Here is a 19,069-nt window from a genome sequence, read left to right on the forward strand (position 1 = left end):
TGACCATGCAGCCGATGTTGCCGTCCATGGTGACGTAGTTGATGTCCAGCTCCGAAGCGGTCACTTCGGTTTCGTCTTCCTGGGTCTTGTCGCGCATCGCAACCAGCGCCTTCTGACGGAACGCGGCGTTGTCATCGCTGTCGAACTTGCCGTCCAGCGCGTACAGGTTGCCATCGTCCAGGATCGCCAGCGGGTTGATTTCAACCAGCGCCAGGTCCTTTTCGTTGAACAGCTTGTACAGGTTGACCATGATGCTGGCGAACTGGCCGGCCTGCTTGGCGGTCAGGCCGAGCTTGAAGCCGAAATCACGGCCGTGGTAACCCTGCACGCCTTCAACGAAGTCGACGTTGAGCGAATGGATCAGCTCCGGGGTTTCAGCAGCGACCTGCTCGATTTCCACGCCGCCTTCCGAAGAAGCGATGTAGGTGATGGTCTTGGTGCCGCGGTCGACGAGGACCGACAGGTACAGTTCCTTGACGATCTCACCGGCGGTGGTCACCAGCACCAGGTTGACCGGCAGCTCGACGCCAGCGGTCTGGTAGGTAGCCATCTTGGTGCCGAGCATCTTGGCCGCAGCGGCCTTCACATCGTCGGTGGTCTTGCAGAACTTGACGCCGCCTGCCTTGCCGCGACCGCCAGCATGGATCTGCGCCTTGACCATCCAGGGGCCCTGGCCCAGCGAGGTCGCTGCTGCGACTGCTTCGTCCGGGGTAGCCGCGACCTTGCCGGCCGGGACGGGAATGCCGTACTCGGCAAGCAGTTGTTTTGACTGGTATTCGTGGAAATTCATGCGTCACCGTGGGAATAGGAACGACCGCACGCATCTCCTCCAAGGCTCCCTCACGGGCACCGGCACGGACCGCGGCGGGCCCGCTATTGTGGCTGACCCCGGCGCGTGGCGCAAAGACAGCGGGATGACGCGCCGCATGGCGCCGGATTTTTCTGGTTTTTCAGTTATTTGTGACACCCCCCCGGGATTGCCCGGCCACCGCCCACGGCACGTGCGGGCGTTCGTTGCGCAGTGATCGGCCGGCCAGGCGCCCATCCATGCCTATACTGCACGCAAGCCAGAAGGGGAGTTTTGGCGTGGCACCGACCACATCCTTGATCGACCGCATCGAGTCCATTCCTCGACGCGAACTGTATTTCTTTGCCCTGTACCGGCTGCTGATCGCCACCGCGATCGCCGGGCTGATGTTCAGCCCGATGGCCGACCTGCTGGGGCAGGCCGACCACCCCGAACTGGCTGCTTACGTGTCCGGTGGCTACTGGCTGTTCTCGGTGCTGATGCTGCTGCTGGGGCGCAGCGAGCGCTGGCTGCGGCAGTTCGTGCTGGTCGGCGTCAGCCTGGACATCGTCGCCGCTTCGCTGCTGGCCCATGCCCTGCCCGGGGCCAGTGCCGGCATCTCGATGTCGCTGCTGTTCAACATCGCCGCCGCCGCGACCATGCTGCCGTTTCCGATGGCGCTGGGGCTGGCGGTGGGGGCCAGCGTCGCCACCGTCGCCGAGTACCTGTGGAAGCTGCTGGAAGGCGGCGCCCCCACCCGTACGCTGGCCGAACTGGCCATGTTCACCACCAGCTACCTGGCGCTGGCGTTCATCAGCTCGCAGGTCGCCAACCGCGCCCGCCACAGCCAGCAGCTGGCCAACCAGCGCGGCGACGAAGTAGCCAACCTCTACCAGATCAATGAGCTGATCATCCGCCGCATGCGCACCGGGGTGATGGTGGTGGACGGCCAGAACCGCATCACCCTGGTCAACGAAGCCGCATCGGCGCTGCTCGGTGACCACGAAGGCGCCAGCGCCGGTGAGCGGCCGGGCCTGACCCGCACAGCGCCTGAACTGGCGCGCCGGCTGCACCGCTGGCGCACCGGCGGGAACCAGGAAGAGACGCCGCTGATGCTGTCCCCGGACCAGCCCGAAGTCCAGCCGCGATTCGCCCGCCTGCTGGCCGGCAGTGACCTCACCCTGGTGTTCCTGGATGACTCCAGCGTGGTGTCCAAGCGGGCCGAATCGCTGACCCTGTCCGCGCTCGGTCGTTTCTCTGCCAGCCTGGCGCATGAGATCCGCAATCCGCTGGCGGCGATCAATTACGCGGTGCAGCTGCTGGAAGAAGAAGACGCCAACTTCAGCGAGGGCGACCGTCGCCTGCTGCAGATCATCCACCAGCAGTGCCAGCGCACCAACGGCATCGTGGAAAGCGTGCTGGGCCTTGCCCGCCGCGAGCGCGCCAACCCGGAGAACGTGGACCTGGCCGCGCTGATCCGCCGCTTCGTGCTGGAGTACAAGCAGGGCCTGTCGCTGGAAACGGACAGCGTGGAATCAATCATCTCGGAGACCTCGGTCGCCGCGATGGTCGATCCACGCCACCTGCACCAGGTGCTGACCGCGCTGGTCCACAACGCGCTGAAGTATGGCCGCATCGGCGAACAGCCGGCGCGCGTACGGCTGCGCCTGGCACGGCTGGAAGGCAGCCCGGTGATCGACGTGATGGATCGCGGTCCCGGCATTCCCGACGCTGTCGCTGCACAGTTGTTCAATCCCTTCTTCACCACGTCCGAGCACGGCACCGGGCTGGGCCTGTACATCGCCCGCGAGCTGTGCCGCGCCAACCAGGCACGCCTGGAATACGTGCCCGTGCCCGCAGGCGGCGCCTGTTTCCGCATCATCCTGCCCGCCCCGCATACCTTGTCGTCGGGATGACGGTCTGCACCATGCGTCAAACATTTGTCGGCATCGCCCCCCTCCGCTATCTTCTCAACCATGAACGAAACCCGTAGCGCACTGGTCGTCGATGACGAGCGCGACATCCGCGAACTGCTAGTGCTGACCCTGGGCCGGATGGGCCTGCGTATCAACACCGCCGCCAATCTCGCCGAAGCACGCGAGCTGCTGGCCAGCAATCCGTACGATCTCTGCATCACCGACATGCGGCTGCCCGATGGCAACGGCATCGAACTGGTCACCGAGATCGCCCAGCACTACCCGCGCACGCCGGTAGCGATGATCACCGCCTTCGGCAGCATGGACCTGGCCGTGGAAGCGCTGAAGGCCGGCGCGTTCGATTTCGTCAGCAAGCCGGTGGACATCTCCGTGCTGCGCGGACTGGTCAAGCACGCGCTGGAACTCAACAACACCGAACGGCCACCCGCGGCCGCCCCGGCCGAACAGCAAGGACGCCTGCTCGGCGGTTCACCGGCGATGGATACCCTGCGCAGCACGCTGGGCAAGGTCGCGCGCAGCCAGGCACCGGTGTACATTCTTGGCGAATCGGGGGTGGGCAAGGAACTGGTCGCGCGCACCATCCACGAGCAGGGCGCGCGCGCGGCGGGCCCGTTCATTCCGGTCAACTGCGGTGCCATTCCGTCGGAGCTGATGGAAAGCGAGTTCTTCGGCCACAAGAAGGGCAGCTTCACCGGCGCCCACGCCGACAAACCCGGCCTGTTCCAGGCAGCACACGGCGGCACCCTGTTCCTGGACGAGGTGGCCGAACTGCCGCTGCAGATGCAGGTCAAACTGCTGCGCGCCATCCAGGAAAAATCAGTCCGGCCGGTCGGTGCTTCGGCGGAAATCGCGGTGGACGTGCGGATCCTGTCGGCCACCCACAAGGACTTGTCCGAGCTGGTGGACGAAGGACGCTTCCGGCACGACCTGTACTACCGTATCAACGTGATCGAACTGCGCGTTCCGCCGCTGCGCGAGCGCCATGAAGACCTGCCCGACCTGGCTGCTGCGATCCTGGCACGGCTGGCGCGCACCCACGGCTGCGCCGTGCCGCTGCTGGCGCCGTCGGCACTGGAAGCGCTCGCTGTGTACGGCTTCCCCGGCAACGTGCGCGAACTTGAAAACATCCTGGAGCGGGCACTGGCGTTGGCCGAAGGAGACAGCATCGGCGCGGCTGACCTGCGCCTGCCGCAGCCCAATGGCCGCAACGGTGGCAGCAACGCCGCACCGCCGGTGGAAGCGGTCGTCGACCTGCCGGCAGGCAGTGCCGCCCTGCCCTCCTACATCGAACAGATGGAGCGCACCGCCATCCAGCGCGCGCTGGAAGAGAACCGCTGGAACAAGACCCGCACCGCCGCGCAGCTTGGCATCACCTTCCGCGCGCTGCGCTACAAGCTGAAGAAACTCGGCATGGAATGAGGGCAGTGACGACCGCTGGTCGTCAACATTGCGCCATGACGGCCAGCGGCCGTCACTACCGTTCTTCGTACTGCGCCTCGGTGACCTGTTCCAGCCACGTCACCGGGCTGCCATCCATCGCCTGCGCGCCGTGCCAACGCTTCACGCCCAGCGCAATCCACACCACGTCGCCGGTCCGCAAGGCCTGCCGCGGCTTGTCCCACTCCTGCACCCAGCCGGCGCCTGCATGCTCGGCGGGCGCGGCGAGCCGCGCTGGGCGCGCGCGGAGCGAGGTCCGCACCTCCGGGTCCGCATCCACCCGTCCGGGCTCAGCGGACTTCGGAGATCTCCACCCCGTCCAGGCCCTGCGCCAGCGTGCGGGCGTCGCCGCCCTGGCTCAGCTTGATCTTCAGGCGCACTTCGTTCTGCGAATCCGCATAGCGCAGCGCGTCCTCGTAGCTGATCTCGCCCGCCTGGTACAGCTCGAACAGGCTCTGGTCGAAGGTCTTCATGCCCAGCTGGGTGGACTCCTTCATCACTTCCTTCAGCTTGTGGATCTCACCTTCGCGGATGTAATCCTGCACCAGCGGAGTGCCCAGCATGATCTCCATCGCCACTTTGCGCGAACGGCCATCGGGCGAAGGAATCAGCTGCTGCGCGACCACGCCCTTGATGTTCAGCGACAGATCCATCAGCAGCTGGTTGCGCCGGTCTTCCGGGAAGAAGTTGATGATCCGGTCCATCGCCTGGTTGGCGTTGTTCGCATGCAGCGTGCACAGCACCAGGTGGCCGGTTTCGGCGAAGGCGATGGCATGGTCCATGCCTTCGCGGGTACGCACCTCGCCGATCATGATCACGTCCGGCGCCTGGCGCAGGGTGTTCTTCAGCGCCGCTTCCCAGCTGTCGGTATCGATGCCGACTTCACGCTGGGTGATGATGCAGCCCTCATGGCGGTGCACGAACTCGATCGGATCCTCGATGGTGATGATGTGCCCGGTCGAATTGTGGTTGCGGTAGCCGATCATCGCCGCAAGCGAAGTCGACTTGCCGGTGCCGGTAGCGCCGACGAACAGGATGATGCCGCGCTTGGTCATCGCCAGCGTCTTGATGATCGGCGGCAGCGCCAGCTCATCCACGGTAGGGATGCGCGTTTCGATCCGGCGCAGCACCATCCCGACCTGGTTGCGCTGGTAGAAGCAGCTGACACGGAAGCGACCGACACCGGACAGGCCGATGGCGAAGTTGCACTCGTGGGTCTTTTCGAATTCCTCGCGCTGTGCCGGCGTCATCACGTTCAGCACCAGGTCGCGGCTCTGCTGCGGCGTCAGCGGGGTCTGGGTGATCGGCGAAATCTTGCCGTTGACCTTGATTGCCGGCGGCATGCCTGCGGTGATGAACAGGTCCGAGGCGCGCTGGTGCGCCATCAGCTTGAGGAAGGAAGTGAAATCGATGGTATTGGTGGCGGCACTGTTCACGGCAGACTCCAGGAAACGGGACGGGGGCTCGGCACGGCGGCCCGCGGTGCGCGCCGAGCCGACGCGCGCCGCCCGCCGTCGCCTGCCTTACTCGAACAGGCGCTTGTCCTTGGCGTACTCTTTGGCCTGGTTGCGCGTGATCAGGCTGCGCTTGACCAGGTCCTGCAGGTGCTGGTCCAGGGTCATCATGCCGTGCTGCTGGCCGGTCTGGATGGCCGAATACATCTGCGCCACCTTGTCCTCGCGGATCAGGTTGCGGATGGCCGGAGTGCCGACCATGATTTCCCAGGCCGCGGTACGACCGCCGCCCACTTTCTTCAACAGGGCCTGCGAGATCACCGCGCGCAGCGACTCGGACAGCATCGAGCGCACCATCGGCTTTTCGCCAGCCGGGAACACGTCGATGATGCGGTCGATGGTCTTGGCCGCCGAACTGGTGTGCAGCGTGCCGAACACCAGGTGGCCGGTTTCCGCCGCGGTCAGGGCCAGGCGGATGGTTTCAAGATCGCGAAGTTCGCCGACCAGGATGATGTCCGGATCTTCACGCAGGGCCGAACGCAGCGCTTCGTTGAAGCCGTGCGTGTCACGGTGCACTTCACGCTGGTTGATCAGGCACTTCTGCGAGGTGTGCACGAACTCGATCGGGTCCTCGACGGTGAGGATGTGCCCGTACTCGTTCTTGTTGATGTAATCGATCATCGCCGCCAGCGTGGTCGACTTGCCGGAACCGGTCGGGCCGGTCACCAGGATCAGGCCCTGCGGCTGCTGGATCACCTCGCGGAACAGCGGCGGGCAGGCCAGGTCCTCCAGCGTCAGCACTTCGGAGGGAATGGTACGGAACACCGCACCGGCGCCGCGGTTCTGGTTGAAGGCATTGACACGGAAGCGCGCGAGCGACGGGATCTCGAACGAGAAATCGACCTCGAGGAACTCTTCGTAATCGCGACGCTGCTTGTCCGACATGATGTCGTAGACAAGCGCATGCACCTGTTTGTGGTCCAGCGCCGGGATGTTGATGCGGCGGACGTCACCATCCACGCGGATCATCGGCGGCAGGCCTGCGGACAGGTGCAGGTCGGATGCTTTGTTTTTTACGGAAAACGCCAACAGCTCGGCGATATCCATGAGCGGCTACTCCCCAATAACGGCTTCGACTGGAAGGATCTTTCCCCGGGCGTCAGTATAGCGTCCTGTCAGACCGGAACGCGTCACGTGCAAAGTCCCCTGCCCGGAATACTGAGCAACCTGCAGAACGCGGCGCAGGCCGCCGGGCGGCCAGTGCCCACCCTGCTGGCCGTGTCCAAGACCCAGCCGGCGTCGGCGATTGCTGGCTTGGCGGCCGAAGGCCAGCGCGCCTTCGGCGAGAACTACGTGCAGGAGGCGCTGGCGAAGATCGAGGCGCTGCAAGGCCTTGGGCTGGAATGGCACCTGATCGGCCACCTGCAGTCGAACAAGGCCGAGGTTGTCGCGCGTCATTTCCAATGGGTGCAGAGCGTGGACCGGAGCAAGCTGGTCACCGCCCTGGCGCGCCATCGACCGGTCGATCTGCCGCCCTTGAACGTGCTGATCCAGGTCAACATCGACGATGAAAGCAGCAAGCACGGCTGCCAGCCTGCGCAGGTCGACGCGCTGGCGGCGGCCATCGCCGCCGAGCCCACCCTGCAGCTGCGCGGGCTGATGGCCATCCCGGCGCCGTGGCCCGATCCTGCGCAACGCCACGCGGCCTTCAGCCGCATGCAGGCGCTGCAGCAGGCTCTGCAGAGCCGATACCCGCAGGCCGACACGCTGTCGATGGGCATGAGCAGCGACTACGCCGAGGCCATCGCCGATGGCGCCACCATGGTCCGCATCGGCACCGCGCTGTTCGGCGCGCGCGTCCGTCCGGCCTGAACTGAAAGGAGCATCCGCATGACCGATTCCTCCATCGCTTTCATCGGCGGCGGCAACATGGCCCGCAGCCTGATTGCCGGCCTGGTCCGACAGGGCATCCCGTCCGCCGACATCCATGTCGCCGAGCCGGTGGACGCCCTTCGCGATGCGCTGGCTGCTGACTTCGGGGTCACCACGTACGCTACCGCGGGTGAGGCCGCTGCCCAGGCCCGCGCCTGGGTACTGGCGGTGAAGCCGCAGGTGCTGCCTGAAGTGTGTGCCTCGCTGCAGCCCGTGGCGGCCGCGCAGCGACCGCTGCTGGTCTCCATCGCCGCCGGCATCACCAGCAGCCAGCTGGATCGCTGGCTGGGCGGCGACATCGCCGTGGTGCGCGCGATGCCCAACACCCCTGCCCTGCTGGGTGCGGGAGTCACCGGCCTGTTCGCCACCGCCCAGGTCAGCGAGGATCAACGCGCGCAGGCTGATCGGGTGTTGTCCAGCGCCGGACGCACGGTGTGGGTGGACGATGAAGCGCTGATGGACTCGGTCACTGCGGTGTCCGGCAGCGGCCCGGCGTACGTGTTCCTGCTGGCCGAGGCGATGGAAGCGGCCGGCATCGCGCAGGGATTGCCGGCCGAGGCGGCGCGCACGCTGGTGCAGCAGACACTGCTGGGCGCATCACGGATGCTCGATGAAGCCGGTGAAGCGCCGGCCGAACTGCGCCGCCGGGTGACCTCGCCGGGCGGCACCACGCAGGCGGCGATCGAGGCCTTCCAGGCCGGCGGCTTCGAGGCGCTGGTCGCGAAGGCGCTGGCCGCCGCCCAGGCACGCGGCCGCGAACTGTCCGCCGCCAACGATTGAACCCCGACGGCACTGACGGCCGCTGGCCGTCATGCCGCGCCGCGCTGCGCGCTAGCCGAGCGTGGCTCGGCGCTACCGCTCCAGGTTTCCGGTGCCACCGGAAACCGCTCCACCAGGAAATCCACGAAACACTGCAGGCGCGGACGCGGCCGGCGGTCCGGCAGGTAGATCAGATGCATCGGGCGTGGCACCGGTAGATACGCTTCCAATACGCTGACCAGCCGCCCTGCGGCGATGTCCTCACCCAGCAGCGCCGTCGGCTGCAGCACCAGCCCAGCACCGGCCAGCGCCGCCTGGCGCAACGCTTGCCCGTCATTGCTGCTCAGCCGCGCCCGCGGCTCCCAGTCCACCGGCTCACCGCTGGCCAGCTGCCAGCCATGGCCACCGCGCCAGGCCAGATGGCCCAGGCAATCATGCGCTGCCAGGTCGGACGGCAACTGCGGCGTACCCCTGCGTTGCAGGTATGCCGGCGATGCACACAGGCTCATCGCATAGGGCGGCAGCGGCCGCGCCACCAGCTCACGCGACGGCAGCGGACCCACCCGGATGGCGGCGTCGAAGCCATCCTCGATCAGGTCCACGGTGCGGTTGCTCAGGTCCAGCTCGATGTTCAACAGCGGCTGCGCCTGCAGCAACGATGCCAGCGCCGGTGCCAGCACGCAGCTTCCCCACGTACTCGGCGCGCTCACCCTCAGCAGCCCGCGCGGCTGCAGTTGCAGGCCGGCCACGCTCGCTTCGGCCTGCTGCACCTGCTCCAGCACCTGCCGGCAGCCGGCCAGATAGGCCGCGCCGGCCTCGGTCAGCCGTTGCCGGCGCGTATTCCGCTGCAGCAGCGCCGTGCCCAGGTGCCTTTCCAACTGCTGGATGTACTTGCCGACCATCACCGCCGATACCTGCAGCTGTTCGGCGGCACGCGCGAAGCTGCCGTGGTCGGCCACCGCCGCGAAGGCCTGCATGCAGCGCAAAGTGTCCATTGCAAACCCCAGGTTAGGAATGAGCAAATCATACGCTGCTTACCGAAACCTCAACGAAGTAGCAGACTGAGCGCGTCCCCAACGGAGAAACTGCATGAAGATCCTGATCGTCGGCGCGTCCGGCACCCTCGGCCAAGCCGTCGCCGCCCACCTGGGGCAGCAGCATGAAATCCTGGCGGCCGGTCGCCACAGTGGCCAGCACCAGGTCGACCTCACCGACGACCGCAGCGTGCAGGCACTGTTCGAAGCCACCGGCCCGCTGGACGCGGTGATCGCCACCACCGGCCAGGTCCACTTCGGCCCTTTGCAGGACATGTCCGCAGCGCAGTTCGACAGCGGCCTGCAGGACAAACTGCTCGGCCAGGTGCGGCTGGCACTGGCCGCCCAGCACCACCTGCGCGCGGGCGGCTCCATCACCCTCACCAGCGGCATCATCAGCGCCCAACCTGTCCGCGACGGCAGCAACGCCACCGCAGTCAACGCCGGGTTGGAAGGCTTCGTGCGCGCTGCAGCGTTCGAACTGGCCGCGCGCGGGCTGCGCATCAACATCGTCAGCCCGACCGTGCTGGAAGAATCGGCCGCCGCCTATGCGCCGTACTTCCCCGGCTTTGAGCCGGCACCTGCGCGCCGCGTCGCACTGGCGTACCAGCGCGCGGTGGAAGGCATCCAGAGTGGGCAGACGCTCACCGTCTGGTAAGGCAAGCGGCGCCGACCGGCGGCGGCACGAGGCAGCGCTATTCCCAGCGCTGCGGGCCGTCGCCCTGCTCACCCAGCATGTCATCCGGGTTGGCCAGGCGGCAGCGCTTCAACGACAGGCAACCGCAGCCGATGCAGCCGGTCAGCTGGTCGCGCAGGAACTGCAGCAGGTGGATGCGCTCATCCAGTTCGGTACGCCAGCGCGCGGACATGCGTGCCCATTCGGCCTTGGTCGGCGTGCGTCCTTCGGGAAGCTCGGCCAGCGCCGCACCCACCGCTTCCAGTGGCATGCCCACGCGTTGGGCCACGCGGATCACCGCCAGCCGCCGCAGCACATCGCGCGGGAAGCGGCGCTGGTTGCCTGCGTTGCGCAGGCTGCGGATCAGCCCCTTGCGCTCATAGAAATGCAATGCGGACACGGCGACGCCGCTGCGTTTGGCCACCTCGCCTACACTAAGCTCCTGCGTCGCCATCACTTGACCTCAACCTTGGTTGAGGCGCGATGCTGCCGCCTCCGCTTCGCCAATACAAGTGCCTGCATGAACGCTCCCGCCGCCTCGATTGCTTCCCCGGATGATGCCTCCATCCTTTCGCCGCGCTATCGCGCCACCACCATCGGCATGGTCGCGCTGGTCGCGCTGGTCGCTTTCGAGGCCCTGGCCGTGGCCGCCGCCATGCCCACCGTGGCGCAGGCGCTGGATGGCCTGCGCCTGTACGCAGTGGCCTTCGGCGGTGCGCTGGCGACCAGTGTGATCGGCATGAGCGTGGCCGGCCGTCTGTGCGACCAGCAAGGTCCGGCGCGTCCGCTGTGGTTCGGACTGGGCTTCTTCCTGGCCGGCCTGATCGTGGCCGGACTGGCCCCGCGCATGGGCGTACTGGTGGCTGGGCGCCTGCTGCAGGGCGTGGGTATCGGTGCGGTATCGGTGTCGTTGTACGTGCTGGTGGCGCGCACCTTCCCCGAAGCACTGCGGCCAAAGGTGTTCGCTGCATTCTCCGCGGGCTGGGTGGTGCCCTCGCTGATCGGGCCGTCGATCAGCGGGCTGATCGTGCAATACGTCGGCTGGCGCTGGGTCTTCCTGGCGGTACCGGTGTTGGCCCTGCCCGCCGCCCTGCTGCTGGTGCCGGCACTGCGCGCCAGTGCGCAGCATCCGCGCACCGGGGTCGCATCACGGCCGGTGGTGCGTTGGGCGACCGGCACCGCACTTGCCGCGCTGCTGCTGTACCTGGGCGGCCAGCAGCAGGGCATCGTCGCCGTGGCGCTGATGGCTGCGGCGCTGGTCCTGCTGGTGGCCTGCGCACGCCACCTGCTGCCCACCGGTACGCTGCGCCTCGGCCGCGGCCTGCCCAGCGTGATCGCGATGCGCGGCATCGCCGCGTCGGCCTTCTTCGCGGCCGAAGCGTTCCTGCCGCTGCTGCTGCAGCGCGAACGCCATCTGTCACCGCTGTGGGCCGGCGCCGCGCTGAGCATGGGCGCGCTGGGCTGGTTCGCCGGCTCATGGATGCAGGGACACCAGCGCCGCGGATGGACCCGCGCCCACCTGTTGCAGGCCGGTGCGTGGATGATGTGTGGCGGTCTGCTGCTGACCTCGCTGACCCTGCAGCAGGGCGTGCCGCTGCTACTTGCTCTCGCGGGCTGGTCACTGACCGGGCTGGGCATGGGCCTGATCTACCCCAGCCTGTCGGTGCTCACCTTGTCGATGTCGGCGCCGCACGAACAGGGCGCGAACAGTTCAGCCCTGCAGCTCAGCGAAGGGGTCGGCGTGGCGACCACGCTGGCGTTGTCGGGATCGTTGTTTGCCGCCTTCATCGATGGCCGCGAGACGCTGGGCTACCTGCTCTGCTTCGCCGTGACGCTGCTGCTGGCGCTGCTGGCCACGGTGGTCGCGCGGCGCATCTGATCGCAGCCGCAGTTGGTGGGCGAGGGGTGGGTGTGGGTCCGGACTCCCACCCAGCCCCGGACTCCGGATCAGGGCCGTGCGCCCACCTCGTCCACGTCCTCGCGCAGGATGCGGCGGATTTCCAGCACCGCCTGCGGGGTCTCCTGCACGCTGTGGCCGGAGATGATCACTTTCTCCGACACCGCACCGTCCAGGTGCGCGCTCCAGTACGGGACCAGTCCGTCATCGGACTGCAGCAGCGGCACATCCGCCTTGCGATGGGCGATGATCGAGTGATATTTCAAGCCCGGCTGGATCGGCAGCGAGGCCGCCGCCATCACGAACGGATCGCTGGATTTCAGGTTGTCGATGCTGTTCGGTACGCGCAGCTTCTCGCTGCCGCTGCGCTGCGCATCGGCCTGCTGCAGCGTGTTGAAGGCATCCTCGAACGAGCCCAGGATCGTCAGCGGCAGGCGCACCAGGCGGCCGATCAGGCGCCCCACGCGGTTACCGGCGATGTCCGTACCCTTGTGCGGAGCGGCAATGAAGATCGCCCGTTCCACGTTCGGCTGCGGCTGGAACTGCAGCAACGGCCCCAACTTGGTTCTTACCCGCTGCAGGCGCTCGCCCTTCAGGTCATAGCGTGCCAACAGGTCATTCCACAGCACATCGCCTGAGGAACTGAGCATCAAGCGGCCGAGCACGCCGCCCATGCTGTGGCCGATGAACACCTGATCCTTCGACGCGCGCGACTGCCCGCCCGGATCGAAGTGCTTCAGCGTGCTGTTGAACGCACGCGAGATCTCATAGCGGTTCAGGGCGATCGGGGCGTTGGTGGGGTAATACACCTGCCACACCTGGAACTCACGGCGCAGTTCCTCTTCACCCATGATCTCATTGGCCACGTTCACCCAGGCTTCGGGACTGCTGCCCAGGCCGTGCAGCATGAAGATGATGCGGCGGTCCGGGTCCCACGGCTGCATCAGGTAGATGTGCGGTTCCTTGATACCTTCGGCCATGCCGAACAGGGTGCGCAGCGCCTGCGTGGCAAAGCCGCTCTGCGCCAGCCACAGCCCATACGCTGCGGTAAAATTGCCGGCCAGCGGTACCTGCTGGCCGTGCAGGTCCACGCGCTCGGTGGCCTCGGGCGAGTACACGTCCAGCAGCACCTGACTGGTCTGCAGTACCTCGTCCAACGAGTTGCCCTTGAAACGCAGCAGCGCGGTGGCATTGATCGAGGACATCTCGCTGTACTGGGGCACCTCATGCCTGCGCTTCGGTGCTGCACCATCCACCGGCGCATCAGCATCCGGCAGCGGCGTGCTCAACTTCGGTGGATCCATCACCACCACCAGCTCCGCGCCGAAGCCATCGCGACGGTAGGTGCTGCGCAGGCCGACGAAACTGATCGTAGCCGCCGACACCAACCGGGTCGGGATGCTGGGCATCGACAGGCGGTCGTAGTCGGAGGTGATGGTCCAGCGCTCGCCGGCCACCGGGGCGTTGTAATCCTCGCCGTCCAGCGCGGAGGCGCGCGAGCGCCGGAACACCACCGATGCGGTCTGTTCGGCGGCGTAGTTGTAGTAGTCGCGTACCTGGGTCTGGCGGTCCTCAAAGGCACGGTCCGACGGCGCGCGCCCGCTGAAGAACAGGTATGCATACGCGAAGCGGGCCGCTTCCAGCCAGGCATCCACCGCCGCATCGCTCATCGGCTCCTTGTCGGCGTGCTTCGGTTTGGGACTGAGCGCAAGCGCGGTCTGCACCCACAGCTCGGACAACGCAGACATGCGCTGTTCGGCGCTGACGCCATCGGTATCCAGCAGGGTCCGGCGGCACGCGACCAGATCCTTTTCGCACTGGCTCGCATCCAGCCCGACCACGCTCAGGGTCTCCTGCGAAGCCGCACTCAGCTTGCCGGTGGTCAGCACGTCGGACCGCTTGGTGGTCAGGTAATCGGTGTTGGCGACCTGTTTGACCGTCACCATCGCGCAGCCACTGCCGATCAGCAGCGCGGTTGCTGCCAGCAGCAGTCGCAGGCTGCGCTGCCAGTTGAAGGGGTATACCGCGGCCATCATGGTTGGTCTTCCTGTGCGGTGCCGGGAACGCCGCGGCGTATCCAGGCGGAGAAGTCAGTCTGGGCCTGCGGCTGCAGCGCGCGCTCGGTGATCCGCGCACGTGACTTCAGCGTGGCAAACGGATAACCCGGCGCCAGCGCGCCCTGGTCGAAGGCGTATTCGTCGAGGTAGCCCGATGCCAGCAGGCGGTAGTCCAGCGGCAGGCCGGGCGCGATGTGGCGCGCCAGGTCGAACACGATGGTGGTGCAGTTGCTGGTCAGCGTGTTGTAGAACGCAGGGGCGGCATCCAGGCTGCGCGCCTGCTCGATATAGCCGGCGAACAGGGTGCGCAGCTGTGCCTGCGTCAGCCCGTGCAGGCGGTACAGATAGACATCCTCGCCGCGTGCATTGGTACGCGTGCGGATGATGTCGGTTTCCTCCGACGCCACCAGGGTCATCTCGAACTTGCGGAAGAAGCCGCCCAGGGCGGAGAACGACTCGCCCTGTTCCTTGCGGATTTCCAGCGAGAACACCAGGTGGCGACCGTCGGCAAAGCCGAACGACACCAGCGTGTGGGCGATGGCCGGGCCCATCCAGTACGACATCACCAGGTCGGCGGATCGCAACTGCTGCAGGTCGTACTCCCGCCTTACCCAGCGCGCGTCGTAGTCCTGCTCGGTGCGCCAGGTGAAGTCGCGCACGTTGTCCAGCACCACGTGGTGCCCATCGAAGGCCACCACGTGCAGGCGCTCGGCCACGTCGTCAGCCCATGTGCGGTCCTGGCTGGGGCTCAGCGCCGTCCACCACAGGGCGGCACAGGCCATGCCCAGCACGTAGGCCGATCCGATGCGCCGGCCAGCGCGTCCGCGCGCGAAGCGCAGCGCCATCCAGCCGGCAGAGAAAACCCAGGCCAGCGCCAGCAGCGCGCCGAGCCAGACCGGGCCAAGCATCTGGTAGAACAGCAGTCCGCCGGCCCACAGGGCGCCAAGCAGCATGATGATCGCAATCGTCCAACGTCCTGCTGCCTTCACTGTGGTGCTGTCACTTCATCCGTGGGGCGCCTAGTTAGCCACAGCCGGCGCTTTGGCGGAATGGCCGCCTGTTCAGGTTGGCGGGAGAGGGAGTGACGACCAACGGTCGTCACCCATCAGGACCGACGGTCGTCAGCCAGCACGGCCTGCTACACAATGTGTGCGTCACCCTGGAGGACCCCATGGGAATCACATCGGTTGCCGGAGTTCCTGTAAACGAGCACCACACCGCTACCTGCCATTGCGGTGCGGTGGAGCTGCGGCTGCACCTGCCGAACGGCATCGTCGAGCCGCGCCGCTGCGATTGTTCGATGTGTCGAAGGCGCGGTGCCATTGCCGCCACCGTTGCAGAGGATGGCCTGCAGGTGGTGCGCGGCGGCGAGCAGCTGCGGCTGTACCAGTTCAACACCCATGTGGCCGAGCACTGGTTCTGCGGCGTCTGCGGCATCTACACCCATCACCGGCGACGCTCGAATCCACGCGAGTTCGGCTACAACGTGGCCTGCCTGGAAGGCATCAATCCGTTCGCGCTCGGCGAGGTGCCGACCAACGATGGGGTGCACCATCCGGCGGACCGCGAATAGGCCATCAGTGGCGGCTGCGCCGCGCCGGCATCGCGACTTTCTGCCACGGTGAGATCGCCATGCGCCCGGCACGCGCGGGGCGCTTGAGGGTCAGCCGGCGCGCGTGCGCTTCCGGCAACGGCTGCGGCGCCGGCGGCGTGGACGGCGACGAGGGGGTGGCAAGCAGAAGGTTGATGAGCCACATGGCAGGTCTCCGTTGGGGGCGGGCAGGTCCACGCTATCCCCGCCCCGGCGACTGCCGTGTGATCCGGCCATGACACCGCGATGACCGTGCTGAACGCGCGCACCGCACTGATTCAGGCTTCCCGTTTCAGGCAAGGTCGCAGGCTTCGCTGTCGCGGGCTTCGCGCCTGCGAATCATTTGTATTTGCATATATGCTTGCGGATAATCCGCGCCATCTACTGTTCCCTCCAGCCCTCGCCCGAGGATTCCCGCTGCATGCAACGCTCCGCCATCAAAGCCTGGTTCGTGGTCCATAAATGGACCAGCCTGGTCTGCACGCTGTTCCTGCTGCTGCTGTGCCTGACCGGCCTGCCGCTGGTGTTCGGCCACGAGATCGCCCACCTCACCGGCGCCGACCCGGAAGTACCGGCCGCACCCGCCGACGCCACGCTGCGCGACCTGAACGCGCAGGTGCAGACGGCATTGCAGCACTTCCCGGGCAACGTGCCGCTGTTCGTCGGCTGGGATCCGGACGCCCCGCTGATGTACGTCAACACCGGCGCGCGCACCGATACGCCGCCGGCGCAGATGCAGACCGTGCTGCTCAATACCGTCAGTGGCGAACAGGTGCCCGCACCGCAGTTCAACGAAGGCGTGATGTACTTCCTGTACCGCCTGCATACGGATCTGTTTCTCGGCCTGCCCGGCCTGTTGTTCATGGGTGCGATGGGGCTGTTGTTCGTGGTGGCGATCATCTCCGGGCTGGTGCTGTATGGACCCTTCATGCGCAAGCAGCGCTTCGGCACCCTGCGCACCGGTCGCAGCCGCCGGCTGGCCTGGCTGGACCTGCACAACGTGATCGGCATCGTCACGCTGGGCTGGGCGCTGGTGGTCGGCCTGACCGGGGCCATCAACACCCTGGCCAAGCCGCTGGAACAGGCCTGGCAAACCCAGCAGCTGGGTGAGTTCGCCGCGCGGTATGCCGGCCAGCCCAAGCCCACCCAGCTGGCTTCGCTGCAGGCTGCGGTGGACACCGCGCGCGCGGCCGAACCGGAGATGCGCCCGGCCTTCGTCAGCTTCCCCGGCACCGGCTACAGCGGTGATCATCACTTCGGCGTGTTCATGCAGGGCAATTCACCGCTCACCGAACGCCTGTATCGCCCGGTGTTGATCGATGCGAGCACCGGCGCGCTGACCGCGCAGCCGCAGCTGCCGACCTACATGACCGTGCTGCTGCTGAGCCAGCCGCTGCATTTTGGTGACTACGGCAAGCTGCCGTTGAAGATCCTGTGGGCGCTGCTGGACCTGTTGACCATCGCGGTGCTGGTCAGCGGCCTGTACCTGTGGTTCAAGCGCGGCAACACCGCCACGCGCGTGGCCGAGATCGAACGCGCGCAGACGCAGGAGGTGGCATGAAGAGCCCCTTCATCGCACCGGCGTGGATCACGCTGGCCAGCCTGGTCGGGCTGGTCAGTGCCTTGATCGGCGATGGCCTGTTCGACCTCATTTCGTGGGTGATTTTCAGCGGCCTCATCGCCTTGTTCGTGCGAGCATGGATGAAGCGCGACCGGCGCTGATGCGCTGATTCCAAGTGCACGCCGCGCGGCCACCCTGGTAGCGCCGAGCCATGCTCGGCGGCTCTCCGTTCCGGCATCGGGATGCCTGACACACGCCACGCTGCGTGCCCGCCGGGCATGGCTCAGCGCTACGGCTTGGTGCAGGAGAACCACGCGGCCAAGCCGTTGCGCAGCAGGTCATCCCAGTACCCCGCCGGCTGGGCCAGCCGGTCCTGCTCCAACAGGCAGGGAGCCTGCCACACCAGGTCGGTGAAACCCGCCTGTGCGAATGCGCGTTCGTAATGCTCGCGTGCCCAGCGGAACACGGTGATGCGCGCCGGTGGATCGCCCGGGAACTCCATCTCCATCCTGGCGCCCTGCTGCCACGGCACATCGTCCAGCACCCGCACGCCGTACTTCGAACAATCATCGTCCGCCAGGCAGTAATCAGGATTCATCGTCTCCACGGCGATCCTGCCACCGGCGCGTACATGCTCGAACGCCGCCGCAGCCATCCGTGCGAGCTCGTCCAGCGACTGCGCGTAGTTGAACAGGAAGGCGGCCACCGCCAGGTCGTACTCGCGCACCGGTGCCAACTGCAGGAAATCACTGACCTGGAAGGTCATCGCGTCGCCGGCAGTCGCCGATACCCGCCTCCCTATTGCCACCATCTCCGGCGATTGGTCCACACCGTGCGCGCTGGCGGCGCCGGCCAGCAGCATTGCCCTGCCGTAAAAGCCGAAACCGCAGGCCAGATCCAGCACGCTGCGGCCCGTCACATCGCCGACCATGTGCTGCATGGTCCGCAGTTCGACCCTGCGCGTGGGCGATGCGTTGGCATACGCCGCATACTGGCCTGCGATGTCATCGTAGTGCGCTTTCATCGTGGAAATCCTCTTCAACAGAGGTGTCCACGCTACGCAACGTCGTCTACGCATTGAAGAGGCGAAAGCGAAACCGCCCGCGCCCGTTTCAGCGTTCGCACACCAGGTTCACCGACATGCAGTTGTGCACGTAGCCCTCCCAGTAACCTTCAGCGCGCGCATCGATATCGGCCTGCTCCAGCACCGGCTCATGCCAGCTGACCGCGCTGAAGCCCGCCGCGCGGATAGCCTGCTCGTAATGTGCACGCTCCCAGCGGTAGTTGGTGATCAATGCCGGCGGCGTACCCGGAAACTCCAGCCGCAGCCGCGCACCCTGCTTCCAGGGTGTCTCTTCCAGAACCTTCACCCCGTACGCCGCGTAGTCCCCCAAGCCCAGCCGATAGTCCGGACTCAAGGTCTGCACCACCAGTCTGCCGCCATGCTTCACATGCGGAACCACCGCGGCGAACATCCGGCGCAACTCCTCCAGTGAAGCGGCATAGTTGAACAGATACGCAGCCAGCACGATGTCATGCTCGCTGCCTGAAGGCATATCCATCACATCATGGGTCTGGAAGGTCATGTCATCGCCGCGATAGGTGGACAGGGCGCGGGCGAAATCGATCATGCCCTGCGACTGGTCCACGCCATGCGCACTTGCCGCGCCGTGACGCAGGAACTCGCGTCCGTAGTAGCCCGATCCGCAGGCCAGGTCCAGCACGCTTTTTCCTTTCACCTCACCGGACAAGCGCAGCATCGTGCGCACTTCGATGGGCCGGGTCGGCGAGGCATTGGCGTAGGCCATGTACTGGTCGACGATACTGTCATAGCTTGCGCTCATCACATCTTCCTTGGATCACCAGAACCGTGAGTGCAAACGCTATAGGGTGGTGATTCGCCATTGAAGAGGCAAAAGCGACGCGCAGTATCGCAACACCCTCCGC

20 protein-coding genes are annotated in these 19,069 nt (G+C 66.5%); 9 read left to right on the plus strand and 11 right to left on the minus strand.

Annotated features, from left to right (window positions below):
• Window positions 1-790, minus strand: a 790-nt coding sequence (locus ACI2JH_RS12645; protein ID WP_404736353.1) for a succinate--CoA ligase subunit beta, incomplete at its 3' end; no start/stop codon positions are given.
• Window positions 791-1,086: 296 nt separating this feature from the next.
• On the opposite strand from ACI2JH_RS12645, the gene ACI2JH_RS12650 reads away from it, so the two are divergent.
• Together ACI2JH_RS12650 and ACI2JH_RS12655 are read left to right on the plus strand one after the other, a co-directional pair.
• A complete protein-coding gene (locus ACI2JH_RS12650) occupies window positions 1,087-2,703 on the plus strand; it encodes an ATP-binding protein (RefSeq protein ID WP_182656891.1) in 1,617 nt (538 codons plus the stop codon).
• A 60-nt stretch (window positions 2,704-2,763) separates the two neighbouring features.
• The gene (locus ACI2JH_RS12655) at window positions 2,764-4,143 is read left to right on the plus strand and encodes a sigma-54-dependent transcriptional regulator (protein WP_404736354.1); all 1,380 of its coding nucleotides are present in this window, start codon (window positions 2,764-2,766) and stop codon (window positions 4,141-4,143) included.
• Between the two features lie 55 nt (window positions 4,144-4,198).
• Here ACI2JH_RS12655 and ACI2JH_RS12660 read toward each other — a convergent pair whose 3' ends face one another.
• The 3 genes from ACI2JH_RS12660 to ACI2JH_RS12670 form a co-directional block, all read right to left on the minus strand.
• Window positions 4,199-4,423, minus strand: coding sequence for a hypothetical protein (locus tag ACI2JH_RS12660; protein ID WP_404736355.1), 225 nt, complete (start codon window positions 4,421-4,423; stop codon window positions 4,199-4,201).
• Between the two features lie 28 nt (window positions 4,424-4,451).
• Window positions 4,452-5,597 carry a PilT/PilU family type 4a pilus ATPase gene (locus ACI2JH_RS12665; protein ID WP_080335115.1) on the minus strand — a complete coding sequence of 382 codons (1,146 nt, stop codon included), beginning with the start codon at window positions 5,595-5,597 and terminating at the stop codon, window positions 4,452-4,454.
• Between the two features lie 87 nt (window positions 5,598-5,684).
• A complete protein-coding gene (locus ACI2JH_RS12670; protein ID WP_042613426.1) occupies window positions 5,685-6,722 on the minus strand; it encodes a type IV pilus twitching motility protein PilT in 1,038 nt (345 codons plus the stop codon).
• A gap of 87 nt (window positions 6,723-6,809) precedes the next feature.
• On the opposite strand from ACI2JH_RS12670, the gene ACI2JH_RS12675 reads away from it, so the two are divergent.
• Window positions 6,810-7,487, plus strand: a complete 678-nt coding sequence (locus ACI2JH_RS12675; RefSeq protein WP_372487380.1) for a YggS family pyridoxal phosphate-dependent enzyme — start codon at window positions 6,810-6,812, stop codon at window positions 7,485-7,487.
• An 18-nt stretch (window positions 7,488-7,505) separates the two neighbouring features.
• Window positions 7,506-8,327, plus strand: coding sequence for a pyrroline-5-carboxylate reductase (gene proC / locus ACI2JH_RS12680; RefSeq protein WP_404736356.1), 822 nt, complete (start codon window positions 7,506-7,508; stop codon window positions 8,325-8,327).
• A 29-nt stretch (window positions 8,328-8,356) separates the two neighbouring features.
• Here the strand turns inward: proC and ACI2JH_RS12685 are convergent, their stop codons facing one another.
• Window positions 8,357-9,301 (minus strand): LysR family transcriptional regulator, encoded by a 945-nt coding sequence (locus ACI2JH_RS12685; protein WP_404736357.1) that lies wholly within the window; start codon window positions 9,299-9,301, stop codon window positions 8,357-8,359.
• Window positions 9,302-9,395: 94 nt separating this feature from the next.
• Between ACI2JH_RS12685 and ACI2JH_RS12690 the strand changes: the two genes are divergently transcribed.
• Window positions 9,396-9,998 (plus strand): short chain dehydrogenase, encoded by a 603-nt coding sequence (locus ACI2JH_RS12690; RefSeq protein ID WP_404736358.1) that lies wholly within the window; start codon window positions 9,396-9,398, stop codon window positions 9,996-9,998.
• Between the two features lie 37 nt (window positions 9,999-10,035).
• On the opposite strand, the gene soxR is transcribed toward ACI2JH_RS12690, so the two are convergent.
• Entirely contained in the window at window positions 10,036-10,470 is a 435-nt protein-coding gene (soxR, locus tag ACI2JH_RS12695; RefSeq protein ID WP_042613421.1) for a redox-sensitive transcriptional activator SoxR, read from the minus strand.
• Between the two features lie 66 nt (window positions 10,471-10,536).
• Between soxR and ACI2JH_RS12700 the strand changes: the two genes are divergently transcribed.
• A complete protein-coding gene (locus tag ACI2JH_RS12700) occupies window positions 10,537-11,895 on the plus strand; it encodes an MFS transporter (RefSeq protein ID WP_404736359.1) in 1,359 nt (452 codons plus the stop codon).
• A 68-nt stretch (window positions 11,896-11,963) separates the two neighbouring features.
• Here the strand turns inward: ACI2JH_RS12700 and ACI2JH_RS12705 are convergent, their stop codons facing one another.
• Together ACI2JH_RS12705 and ACI2JH_RS12710 are read right to left on the minus strand one after the other, a co-directional pair.
• Window positions 11,964-13,946 (minus strand): esterase/lipase family protein, encoded by a 1,983-nt coding sequence (locus ACI2JH_RS12705; protein ID WP_404736473.1) that lies wholly within the window; start codon window positions 13,944-13,946, stop codon window positions 11,964-11,966.
• Entirely contained in the window at window positions 13,946-14,923 is a 978-nt protein-coding gene (locus ACI2JH_RS12710; protein WP_404736360.1) for a DUF4105 domain-containing protein, read from the minus strand. Before ACI2JH_RS12710 ends, ACI2JH_RS12705 begins: the two co-directional genes overlap by 1 nt.
• A gap of 218 nt (window positions 14,924-15,141) precedes the next feature.
• Here ACI2JH_RS12710 and ACI2JH_RS12715 point away from each other — a divergent pair, with 218 nt between their 5' ends.
• Entirely contained in the window at window positions 15,142-15,543 is a 402-nt protein-coding gene (locus tag ACI2JH_RS12715) for a GFA family protein (RefSeq protein ID WP_182656900.1), read from the plus strand.
• A gap of 4 nt (window positions 15,544-15,547) precedes the next feature.
• Here the strand turns inward: ACI2JH_RS12715 and ACI2JH_RS12720 are convergent, their stop codons facing one another.
• Window positions 15,548-15,727: a hypothetical protein gene (locus ACI2JH_RS12720; protein ID WP_182656901.1), complete on the minus strand. Its 180-nt coding sequence runs from the start codon at window positions 15,725-15,727 to the stop codon at window positions 15,548-15,550.
• Window positions 15,728-15,982: 255 nt separating this feature from the next.
• On the opposite strand from ACI2JH_RS12720, the gene ACI2JH_RS12725 reads away from it, so the two are divergent.
• Window positions 15,983-17,122, plus strand: a complete 1,140-nt coding sequence (locus ACI2JH_RS12725) for a PepSY-associated TM helix domain-containing protein (protein ID WP_404736361.1) — start codon at window positions 15,983-15,985, stop codon at window positions 17,120-17,122.
• Window positions 17,119-17,283, plus strand: a complete 165-nt coding sequence (locus tag ACI2JH_RS12730; protein WP_182656903.1) for a hypothetical protein — start codon at window positions 17,119-17,121, stop codon at window positions 17,281-17,283. Before ACI2JH_RS12725 ends, ACI2JH_RS12730 begins: the two co-directional genes overlap by 4 nt.
• Before the next feature lie 128 nt (window positions 17,284-17,411).
• On the opposite strand, the gene ACI2JH_RS12735 is transcribed toward ACI2JH_RS12730, so the two are convergent.
• Together ACI2JH_RS12735 and ACI2JH_RS12740 are read right to left on the minus strand one after the other, a co-directional pair.
• Window positions 17,412-18,146, minus strand: coding sequence for a class I SAM-dependent methyltransferase (locus tag ACI2JH_RS12735; protein WP_404736362.1), 735 nt, complete (start codon window positions 18,144-18,146; stop codon window positions 17,412-17,414).
• A gap of 88 nt (window positions 18,147-18,234) precedes the next feature.
• A complete protein-coding gene (locus ACI2JH_RS12740; RefSeq protein WP_404736363.1) occupies window positions 18,235-18,966 on the minus strand; it encodes a class I SAM-dependent methyltransferase in 732 nt (243 codons plus the stop codon).
• Window positions 18,967-19,069 lie beyond the last annotated feature (103 nt).

Source organism: Stenotrophomonas sp. NPDC078853, assembly GCF_044901215.1.
In the GTDB taxonomy this organism is placed as follows: Bacteria; Pseudomonadota; Gammaproteobacteria; order Xanthomonadales; family Xanthomonadaceae; genus Stenotrophomonas; species Stenotrophomonas lacuserhaii.

Excerpts from the sequence above, each read along its gene's own strand:
- ACI2JH_RS12655 (WP_404736354.1), top strand. The coding sequence starts at position 2,764 with ATGAACGAAACCCGTAGCGCACTGGTCGTCGATGACGAGCGCGACATC.
- ACI2JH_RS12670 (WP_042613426.1), bottom strand. The coding sequence starts at position 6,722 with ATGGATATCGCCGAGCTGTTGGCGTTTTCCGTAAAAAACAAAGCATCC.
- proC (WP_404736356.1), top strand. The coding sequence starts at position 7,506 with ATGACCGATTCCTCCATCGCTTTCATCGGCGGCGGCAACATGGCCCGC.
- ACI2JH_RS12685 (WP_404736357.1), bottom strand. The coding sequence starts at position 9,301 with ATGGACACTTTGCGCTGCATGCAGGCCTTCGCGGCGGTGGCCGACCAC.
- ACI2JH_RS12690 (WP_404736358.1), top strand. The coding sequence starts at position 9,396 with ATGAAGATCCTGATCGTCGGCGCGTCCGGCACCCTCGGCCAAGCCGTC.
- soxR (WP_042613421.1), bottom strand. The coding sequence starts at position 10,470 with ATGGCGACGCAGGAGCTTAGTGTAGGCGAGGTGGCCAAACGCAGCGGC.
- ACI2JH_RS12700 (WP_404736359.1), top strand. The coding sequence starts at position 10,537 with ATGAACGCTCCCGCCGCCTCGATTGCTTCCCCGGATGATGCCTCCATC.
- ACI2JH_RS12705 (WP_404736473.1), bottom strand. The coding sequence starts at position 13,946 with ATGGCCGCGGTATACCCCTTCAACTGGCAGCGCAGCCTGCGACTGCTG.
- ACI2JH_RS12710 (WP_404736360.1), bottom strand. The coding sequence starts at position 14,923 with ATGCTGCTTGGCGCCCTGTGGGCCGGCGGACTGCTGTTCTACCAGATG.
- ACI2JH_RS12715 (WP_182656900.1), top strand. The coding sequence starts at position 15,142 with ATGGGAATCACATCGGTTGCCGGAGTTCCTGTAAACGAGCACCACACC.
- ACI2JH_RS12720 (WP_182656901.1), bottom strand. The coding sequence starts at position 15,727 with ATGTGGCTCATCAACCTTCTGCTTGCCACCCCCTCGTCGCCGTCCACG.
- ACI2JH_RS12725 (WP_404736361.1), top strand. The coding sequence starts at position 15,983 with ATGCAACGCTCCGCCATCAAAGCCTGGTTCGTGGTCCATAAATGGACC.
- ACI2JH_RS12730 (WP_182656903.1), top strand. The coding sequence starts at position 17,119 with ATGAAGAGCCCCTTCATCGCACCGGCGTGGATCACGCTGGCCAGCCTG.
- ACI2JH_RS12735 (WP_404736362.1), bottom strand. The coding sequence starts at position 18,146 with ATGAAAGCGCACTACGATGACATCGCAGGCCAGTATGCGGCGTATGCC.
- ACI2JH_RS12740 (WP_404736363.1), bottom strand. The coding sequence starts at position 18,966 with ATGAGCGCAAGCTATGACAGTATCGTCGACCAGTACATGGCCTACGCC.